We start from the raw sequence: 9,223 nt of genomic DNA, 5'->3' as shown, positions 1-9,223 counted from the left end.
AAACCTCGCGCCACGATTAAACCACTCCTAGTTTAAACAAATTTTAATCCGCAAAGGTCAACAGACCCTAAAATAATCGAAGCTTTTTTATAAGCTTTCCTGACTATTACATGAGTTTTAGATAAAATCTAGCTAACTAAAAAATACATAGGTTGTAAAAAGATGAATCGAGTAGGTGTGTTTGGTGCGAATGGCCGTATGGGCCTAGCACTTTTAGAAGCAGCAACAATCAATAAAAATTCACAATTAGCGGCGGCCTATGTACGCAGTGAGTCTGAGTTAGTCGGTCTATCGGTTAATCAACTTAATAGTGCAGCTGCAAAAGACATTCACTTTAGCAGTGAACAGCAGGTTGAAAATGTAGATGTGCTTATAGACTTTACCCTTCCACAAGGCATGAGAAATCACTTAAAAACAGCTGTTGAGAAAAAAACACCTATGGTAATTGGCACCACTGGCTTAACTCATGATGATATGGCTCTATTAACCGATGCCGCTAAACATATCCCGATCGTATTTGCGCGTAATTATAGCGTGGGCGTAAATTTACTGCTTAACTTAGTGCAAACAGCAGCGACAAAATTAGGCGATGATTTAGATATTGAAATTTTTGAAGCGCATCATCGCCATAAAATCGATGCGCCATCGGGTACAGCATTAGCTATTGGCGAGTCGATTGCACAGGCTAAAGGGTGGGATCATGATGAGGTTGCTGTTTATGATCGTAACAACATAGAGCAGGCCAAATCACAAAATGAAATTGGCTATTCGGTGCTAAGAGGCGGCGATATAGTAGGTGAACACACAGCCTACTTCGCTACAATGGGCGAAAGACTTGAATTAACCCATAAAGCAAGTTCGCGAATGACCTTCGCGCTAGGTGCTATAAGAGCTGCGCAGTGGTTGAAAAATAAACCAGCAGGACTTTATGATATGCAAGATGTGCTAGATTTAAAGTAGTTAAGTTCCTTTTTTAACGCTTTGAGGTGGTTTTTTGGTATAACCACTTATTTATTACAATTTACTAATTAGCGTTAGACCTAAAAGCCAACTTCATGTAGAATGCAGCCAATTTGCCAAAAATTACTAAATGCGTGTTTCCAATTATACTCATATGGTTAGCAAAACCGGGGTTTGTGTGGGAATAAAAAGAGTTTTAGGCAAGAAAAATGAATGAAGGTTTAGTGGTTTACATCGGCATCATTTAAGACTGCGTAAAACAATTTAAGCTCACAGGAATCAGGTTTTGACCAATTATTTGGGTATTGGCGGGGTGTTAAGCAATTTGCTTACTCCCGTTTTTTACTGTTAGGAGGTTTAACTTGACTAAATCCGCTCTGTTAGTCCTAGAAGACGGCACAGTGTTTCGCGGTACTGCAATCGGCGCTGACGGCATGTCAGTCGGTGAAGTAGTATTCAATACGTCTATGACTGGTTATCAAGAAATTTTGACTGATCCATCGTACGCGGAACAAATCGTAACTTTGACGTACCCACATATCGGTAATACGGGTACCAACAGCGAAGACGAAGAAGCGAGTCACATTTGGGCGAAAGGCCTAGTGATCCGTGATTTGCCACTGCTAGCAAGTAATTTTCGTAACGAGCAATCGTTAGATGATTACTTAAAAGAACGTAATATTTTAGGTATTGCGGACATCGACACCAGAAAACTAACCCGTATTTTGCGTGACAAAGGCGCACAAAATGGCTGTATTGTTGCTGGTGACGAACTAGACGAGAAAAAAGCGCTCGAAGCCGCGCAAGCCTTCCCAGGCTTAAAAGGTATGGATTTAGCAAAAGTTGTCTCAACCAAGGAAAATTTTGAGTGGCGCGAATCAAGCTGGACATTAGGCGAGGGGTTTAAAACCTTACACGCTGATGATGAAAAGTTTCATGTTGTTGCCTACGACTTCGGTGTTAAACGTAACATTTTACGTATGCTTGTTGATCGTGGTTGTAAACTGACCGTTGTCCCAGCACAAACCTCTGCCGCTGACGTACTAGCCTTAAACCCAGATGGTATTTTCTTATCAAACGGCCCTGGCGATCCTGAGCCATGTACTTATGCCATTGATGCAATTAAAACCTTTTTAGAAACCGACACGCCAATTTTTGGTATTTGTTTAGGGCATCAACTACTAGCACTTGCCTCAGGTGCTAAAACAGTAAAAATGAAGTTTGGCCACCATGGTGGTAACCACCCAGTTAAAGATCTTGACCGCGATGTTGTAATGATCACTGCACAAAACCACGGTTTTGCTGCAGATGAAGCCACATTACCAGATAATTTACGTGCTACGCACAAATCGTTATTTGACGGTACATTACAAGGTATTCACCGTACAGATAAACCAGCGTTTAGCTTCCAGGGTCATCCTGAAGCAAGTCCTGGTCCGCACGATGCAGCCCCATTATTTGACCACTTCATCGATTTGATGCAAGCGCGTAACCACTAATTTAACCGGAGTAATAATGCCAAAACGTACCGATATAAAAAGCATTCTTATCTTAGGCGCAGGCCCAATTGTAATTGGTCAAGCTTGTGAATTTGACTACTCTGGTGCTCAAGCGTGTAAAGCACTAAGAGAAGAAGGCTATAGAGTTATACTCGTTAACTCAAACCCAGCCACTATCATGACTGACCCAGAAATGGCTGATGCAACATACATCGAACCAATTCACTGGGAAGTGGTAGAAAAAATTATTGAAAAAGAAAAGCCAGATGCTGTACTGCCTACAATGGGTGGTCAAACGGCATTAAACTGTGCGCTTGATTTAGATAAGCACGGTGTATTGGCAAAGCATGGTGTTGAGCTTATAGGTGCAACAGCCGATGCAATCGATAAAGCCGAAAACCGTGAGCGTTTTGATGTTGCTATGCGTAACATCGGCCTAGAATGTCCACGTGCTGAAATTGCCCATTCAATGGATGAAGCGCGCGATACCATGACCCGTATCGGCTTACCGTGTATTATTCGTCCTTCTTTCACAATGGGCGGCACCGGCGGCGGTGTGGCTTATAACATGGAAGAGTTTGAAGAAATCTGTGAGCGCGGTTTAGACCTTTCACCAACCAGCGAGTTATTAATTGATGAATCGTTAATTGGTTGGAAAGAATACGAAATGGAAGTTGTTCGTGACAAAAAAGACAACTGTATTATCGTCTGTTCTATTGAAAACTTTGACCCAATGGGTGTGCACACAGGTGACTCAATCACGGTTGCACCAGCACAAACATTAACCGACAAAGAATACCAAATCATGCGTAATGCCTCTATGGCCGTATTGCGTGAAATTGGTGTTGAAACCGGCGGTTCAAACGTACAATTTGGTGTAAATCCAGTTGATGGCCGTATGGTTATCATCGAGATGAACCCACGTGTATCACGTTCATCTGCATTGGCGTCTAAAGCAACGGGTTTCCCAATTGCTAAAATTGCAGCGAAATTGGCTGTAGGTTACACACTTGATGAGCTTCAAAATGATATTACTGGCGGTAAAACCCCAGCATCGTTTGAGCCTTCAATCGATTATGTTGTAACAAAAATTCCTCGCTTTAACTTTGAAAAATTTGCCGGTGCAAACGACCGTTTAACAACGCAAATGAAATCAGTAGGCGAAGTAATGGCGATTGGTCGTAACCAACAAGAGTCATTACAAAAAGCATTACGTGGTTTAGAAGTAGGCGCAACGGGCTTTAACCCAATTGTGGCGCTTGACGACCCGAAAGCAAAAGAAAAAATCATTCGTGAATTACGTGAGCCTGGTGCAGAGCGTATTTGGTACATTGCCGATGCGATGCGCCATGGAATGAGCGTTGAAGATGTGTTCGAACTGACTAAGATTGACCCTTGGTACTTAGTACAAATTGAAGACATCCTAAAAGATGAAGCTAAAATTTCAGAAGTCGGTATGGCCGGCTTAAATGCGGACTTCTTGCGTAAACTTAAACGCAAAGGGTTTGCAGATCCGCGTATTGCAGAAATTGCTGGTGTGTCAGAAGCTGAAATTCGTAAAAAGCGCCATCAACTCAATATTGTACCTGTTTACAAACGCGTTGATACGTGCGCCGCAGAATTTAGCTCAGACACTGCTTACATGTACTCATCTTACGATGAAGAATGTGAAGCTAACGCATCTGACCGTGATAAAATCATGGTAATTGGTGGCGGTCCTAACCGTATCGGCCAAGGTATTGAATTTGATTACTGTTGTGTACACGCAGCCCTTGCGCTTCGCGAAGACGGCTACGAGACCATCATGGTTAACTGTAACCCTGAAACGGTTTCTACCGATTACGACACATCTGATCGTTTATACTTTGAGCCAATTACGCTTGAAGACGTACTAGAAATTGTACGTGTTGAAAAGCCAAAAGGCGTTATCGTGCAGTACGGTGGTCAAACACCACTTAAACTAGCGCGTGAGCTTGAAGCTAACGGTGTGCCTGTAATTGGTACTTCACCTGATGCCATTGACCGTGCAGAAGACCGTGAGCGTTTCCAACAACTTGTTGAGCGTTTAGACTTACTGCAACCAGAAAATGCGACGGTTACCTCTACTGAAGACGCACTACTTAAATCAGTTGAAATTGGTTTCCCACTGGTAGTACGTCCTTCGTACGTATTAGGTGGTCGTGCGATGGAAATTGTATACGATGAGCAAGACTTACGTCGTTACATGACCGAAGCGGTATCTGCATCAAATGAAGCGCCAGTATTACTAGACCGTTTCTTAGATAACGCGATAGAAGTTGACGTTGACGCAATTTGCGACGGCGAGCAAGTGATTATTGGCGGTATCATGGAGCATATTGAACAAGCGGGCGTTCACTCTGGTGACTCAGCATGTTCATTACCAGCTCACTCGCTAACGCAAGAAGTGCAAGATGTGATGCGTAAGCAAGTAACTGATATGGCACTTGAACTTGGCGTAGTTGGTTTGATGAATACACAGTTTGCGGTTAAAGATGGCAAAGTGTATCTAATCGAAGTAAACCCACGTGCAGCACGTACAGTTCCATTTGTATCTAAAGCAACGGGTGTAGCACTTGCAAAAGTAGCGGCACGTTGTATGGCGGGTCAATCTTTAGCAAGCCAAGGCATTACTAAAGAAGTGATTCCACCTTACTACAGCGTAAAAGAAGTGGTATTGCCATTTGCTAAGTTCCAAGGTGTGGATCCTATCCGTGGACCTGAAATGCGCTCAACGGGTGAAGTAATGGGTGTTGGTGATACTTTCGCCGAAGCGTTTGCAAAAGCACAATTAGGTGCAAGCAACACTTTACCACGTGGTGGTCGCGCGTTACTATCTGTACGTAATAGCGATAAGCCACGTATTGTAGAACTAGCTAAAACCATGACAGAACTTGGTTTTGAGCTAGATGCAACAGGTGGAACAGCTGCTGCACTTGAAGATGCTGGAATTACGGTTCGCCGTGTAAATAAAGTATACGAAGGTCGTCCGCACATTCTTGATAGAATCAAAAATGGCGAGTATAGCTATATCGTTAATACCACCGAAGGTCGCCAAGCGATTGAAGATTCGAAGGTGTTACGTCGTGGTGCATTGCAACACAAAACCAATTATACTACGACATTGAATGCGGCATTTGCTAACTGTACTGCTAACCAAGCAGATGACCGCAGTAAAGTGACGTCTGTTCAAGAACTACACCTGCGATTGAACTAAGGAAATGTGCCAAGGCCATAACCATGGCCTTGGGATTAAGTGAGAAAAGTATGCAATCAATTCCAATGACAGTTCGTGGCGCAAAATTATTGCGCGATGAGCTTAACGAATTAAAAACTGTTACCCGTCCAAAAATTGTATCTGATATTGCTGATGCACGAGAACACGGTGACTTAAAAGAAAATGCTGAATATCACGCTGCGCGTGAGCAACAGGGTTTTTGTGAAGGCCGTATTCAAGAAATTGAAGCAAAACTTTCAAACATGCAGATGATTGACGTAACAAAGATGCCTAATACAGGTAAAGTGATTTTTGGGACTACAGTAACCATCGTTAATGTTGAAACCGACGCTGAAGTTAAATATCAGATTGTTGGCGATGATGAAGCAGATATTAAAAGTAATTTAATTTCTGTTAATTCACCAATTGCTCGCGGCTTAATTGGTAAACAAGCGGATGACGCTGTGATTATCAAAACGCCAAAAGGTGATGTAGAGTACGAAATCATTGAGGTTGAGTATATTTAATTAGTTAACTCACTTTAACGTTTTATAAAAACCAGTGCTTAGTAATAAGCACTGGTTTTTTTATGCTTGGTTTTTATATTTGGTTTAGAATTGGTTGAATATTATTCATTGTTTGTAAATGTAGGCTATGTTGTTATGGTAGTAACCTATTCTTCAATAAGGAAATAATATGGCAAATATACTGTATCCGGCACCTTTAACAGTGGGATCTAAAATCGCCGTGTGTTCTTTATCAGCGGGGATCAAATCAAAATACCATCCACGGTTAGATATTGTCATTAATGGCTTAAAACATCGAGGTTATCAGATTGTTGAGGGGGAGTTTTTACGTCAAAACGAGCCGCGAACTCAACTTACAGCTAAGCAGCATGCCAAGCAATTAATGGACTTTTTATTAGATGATGAAATAGATGCGATCATGCCGCCAATGGGCGGAGAGCTGGCAATGGAAATATTGCCTCTGCTTGATTTTAGCGCAATTAAAAACGCTAAACCTAAATGGTTAGTAGGCTATTCAGATGTCAGTACGATTGCTTGTGCACTGACAGCAAAATGTAATTGGGCAACACTGCATAGTGCTAATTTAATTCAATTACACCCTGATGAAAAAGACCCGTATTGTTTACAAATTTTTGAAAGCCTAAGCTATGAGGCTAGCAGTAAGTTTGAGCAAGCCCCCTCGACTAACCATCAACATAGCAAGCCTGATTACGCACAAAACCCGAATGCATTATTTGATCACAGCGTTCCCACACAATGGCAATGTTTAAATTACACCGATAAGCGCAGTATTGAAATGTCAGGGCGGTTGTTTGGTGGGTGTCTTGATACGGTTGGGCTGTTACTTGATTCGCCTTTTTTAGCTCTGCATGAGTTTAAAAAGCACAATGCCTCGCAAGGTATTGTACTTTATTTAGAAAGCGCAGAGCTCACGCCAGCGACCGTTGCAAGGTTTTTATTGTCACTTAAATTAGCGGGCATGTTTGATGATATAAATGGGGTGATTATTGGTCGTCATGTGACCTTACAAGGGCAAGACCCAGGGTTTGATTATCGCCAAGGCTTAAATGCCGCTTTTGGTGGGTGTTTATTTCCGGTGATCATTGATGCTGATATTGGCCACATTCCTCCTAATTTAAACTTAGTTAATGGTGCATTATGCACTGTTACCGCAGATGTTGAACAAGGCAAAGTGCTCAGTGCATCTGTGGTCACAAAACTAGCCTAGTAATAATAAACTGCTCACTTACTATTTAAAGTGAGCAGTTATGACTTATAAAACCTGAATAATTTGTTCTTTGCTTAAACGTGATTTTGGCAGCTTAGCATTGTAGTCTTCTTCTGCGTCATGGTAGCCCAGCGCAAGTGCGACATCACAGATGTAGCCGTCTAATTCGCTTGCGAACTCCTCACCAATCAGTTGTGCATCAACGCCTTCCATCGGTGTGGTATCAATCCCTAAGCGTGCTGCTGCATGCATAGTATTGCCTAAAGCAATGTAGGTTTGTGCTTTAGTCCAGGCGGCATTATTACCCTTCTCATCGGTATTTAAATCCACAAACGCAAAGGCGCCAAAAGCTTGCTCGCGGTTTTCTGTTTGAGTTCGGCCATTTTTTATATCAGCATCAATTACTTGGCCATAGTTTTCACGGGTATATTGCGGATTATGAGCGAATAAAATAATGTGTGATGCCGCTTTAATGTGTGGCTGATTAAATTGAAACTTATTAGCAAAGGTACTGTGCATACGCTCTTTTGCGGCATCAGATTCAATCACAATAAATTTCCAAGGCTGTGAATTAATTGACGAAGGAGAAAGACGCATAGCATTATACAATACCGCTAAATCGTCTTGAGAAATGCGCTTTGTAGCATCATAACGTTTAGCGGTGTGGCGGCTTTCAAGATCGCGAATAATAGGGTGAGTCATAGTCTCTCCATAATAAAAAAGGGCTGATAAATAGTGTTCATTGAGTGTATGAGCAGCATAATACAATTTGCTTTATTTAAAATAAACAGCATAATTATTGAATCATTATCAAATAAAAATAGATAATATGCAGGTTGATGACTTAAAACTGATTTTAAAAGTAGCTGAGTGTCGAAGCATTACGCTAGCAGCAGCCAAGTTAGATATGCGCACAGCAACGGCCAGTGCTGCTATTAAGCGTGTAGAGTTGGCACTTGGCTGTGAATTATTTATTAGAACCACTCGTCATTTGCGTTTATCTAGTGCAGGGGAGCGATACATTCCCCAATGCGAACAAGCTCTGGCCGTGCTTGAAACGGCAAGGCAAAATCTTAAAGGAGAACATGATGCCATTGAAGGGGAGTTACGGGTAGCTACCTCATCTGATTTAGGGCGCAACTTAGTGATACCTTGGATTGATGAAGTCATGGATAAGTACCCAAGTGTGAGCTTGCGTACGCACATTAGCGATAGCAATATCGATTTTTTTCGTGATTCGGTTGATATAGCACTACGTTATGGCTCACCCAGTGATAGTAGTGTATATGGATTTAAAATTTGCAACGTACCGCGACTACTCTGTGCTACACCTACCTATTTAGCTAAATATGGTGAGCCAGAGCACCCAGATGATTTAGCGCAGCATCACGGATTATTTTACCAGCTGCAAGATATTATCAATAATGTGTGGGAGTTTACCGATGGCCAAAAAAAATACAAAGTAAAAATGCAGGGCAGACGTGCCTCAAATGATGGCGATTTAGTTAGGCGTTGGTGTGTTGCAGGTAAAGGTTTAGCGGTTAAATCAGCGTTAGATATTGCCGATGACTTATTAAATAAACGCGTTGTTACTGTGATGAATAATTACCAGCATACCTGTGGTGAGCTGTGGCTCATTTGCCCAAGCAGGCAATCGATTACTCCCGCTGTACGACTATTGCGTGATGTGTGCAGAGAAAAAACCGCTCACTTATTGAATCAGCTAGTAAAGCAGGGGATTGTTGATAAACGTATATTAATTAACGAGTAACAA

General features: G+C 42.0%; 7 protein-coding genes. 6 read left to right on the top strand and 1 reads right to left on the bottom strand.

Going from position 1 to position 9,223, the window contains the following annotated elements; all coding sequences use genetic code 11:
• The first annotated feature begins 162 nt into the window (after positions 1–162).
• The 5 genes from dapB to CWB76_RS10935 all read left to right on the top strand — a co-directional run bounded on the left by dapB (position 163) and on the right by CWB76_RS10935 (position 7,449).
• Positions 163–960: a 4-hydroxy-tetrahydrodipicolinate reductase gene (gene dapB / locus CWB76_RS10955; protein ID WP_109874504.1), complete on the top strand. Its 798-nt coding sequence runs from the start codon at positions 163–165 to the stop codon at positions 958–960.
• Positions 961–1,322: 362 nt separating this feature from the next.
• Positions 1,323–2,459 (top strand): glutamine-hydrolyzing carbamoyl-phosphate synthase small subunit, encoded by a 1,137-nt coding sequence (gene carA / locus CWB76_RS10950; RefSeq protein ID WP_008113125.1) that lies wholly within the window; start codon positions 1,323–1,325, stop codon positions 2,457–2,459.
• Between the two features lie 16 nt (positions 2,460–2,475).
• On the top strand, positions 2,476–5,694 hold the full coding sequence (gene carB, locus CWB76_RS10945) for a carbamoyl-phosphate synthase large subunit (RefSeq protein WP_138607550.1): 3,219 nt from the start codon (positions 2,476–2,478) through the stop codon (positions 5,692–5,694).
• Positions 5,695–5,744: 50 nt separating this feature from the next.
• Positions 5,745–6,221, top strand: a complete 477-nt coding sequence (gene greA, locus CWB76_RS10940) for a transcription elongation factor GreA (protein ID WP_010388635.1) — start codon at positions 5,745–5,747, stop codon at positions 6,219–6,221.
• A 169-nt stretch (positions 6,222–6,390) separates the two neighbouring features.
• Complete coding sequence (locus CWB76_RS10935; protein ID WP_138607548.1) at positions 6,391–7,449, top strand: S66 family peptidase; 1,059 nt, start codon at positions 6,391–6,393, stop codon at positions 7,447–7,449.
• A 45-nt stretch (positions 7,450–7,494) separates the two neighbouring features.
• On the opposite strand, the gene CWB76_RS10930 is transcribed toward CWB76_RS10935, so the two are convergent.
• On the bottom strand, positions 7,495–8,151 hold the full coding sequence (locus CWB76_RS10930; protein WP_054201099.1) for a nitroreductase family protein: 657 nt from the start codon (positions 8,149–8,151) through the stop codon (positions 7,495–7,497).
• A 127-nt stretch (positions 8,152–8,278) separates the two neighbouring features.
• Between CWB76_RS10930 and CWB76_RS10925 the strand changes: the two genes are divergently transcribed.
• Positions 8,279–9,220 carry a LysR family transcriptional regulator gene (locus tag CWB76_RS10925; protein WP_171039624.1) on the top strand — a complete coding sequence of 314 codons (942 nt, stop codon included), beginning with the start codon at positions 8,279–8,281 and terminating at the stop codon, positions 9,218–9,220.
• Positions 9,221–9,223: the final 3 nt, after the last annotated feature.

This window comes from Pseudoalteromonas sp. S1609 (genome assembly GCF_005887255.1).
In the GTDB taxonomy this organism is placed as follows: Bacteria; Pseudomonadota; Gammaproteobacteria; order Enterobacterales; family Alteromonadaceae; genus Pseudoalteromonas.
The sequence above is the reverse complement of the archived record's forward strand: the minus strand, read 5'-3'. Positions and strand labels throughout refer to the sequence as shown.

Bases quoted from the DNA above. Each gene is read 5' to 3' on its own strand.
- CWB76_RS10925 (WP_171039624.1), top strand. From the start codon at position 8,279: ATGCAGGTTGATGACTTAAAACTGATTTTAAAAGTAGCTGAGTGTCGA.
- greA (WP_010388635.1), top strand. From the start codon at position 5,745: ATGCAATCAATTCCAATGACAGTTCGTGGCGCAAAATTATTGCGCGAT.
- dapB (WP_109874504.1), top strand. From the start codon at position 163: ATGAATCGAGTAGGTGTGTTTGGTGCGAATGGCCGTATGGGCCTAGCA.
- carB (WP_138607550.1), top strand. From the start codon at position 2,476: ATGCCAAAACGTACCGATATAAAAAGCATTCTTATCTTAGGCGCAGGC.
- CWB76_RS10935 (WP_138607548.1), top strand. From the start codon at position 6,391: ATGGCAAATATACTGTATCCGGCACCTTTAACAGTGGGATCTAAAATC.
- CWB76_RS10930 (WP_054201099.1), bottom strand. From the start codon at position 8,151: ATGACTCACCCTATTATTCGCGATCTTGAAAGCCGCCACACCGCTAAA.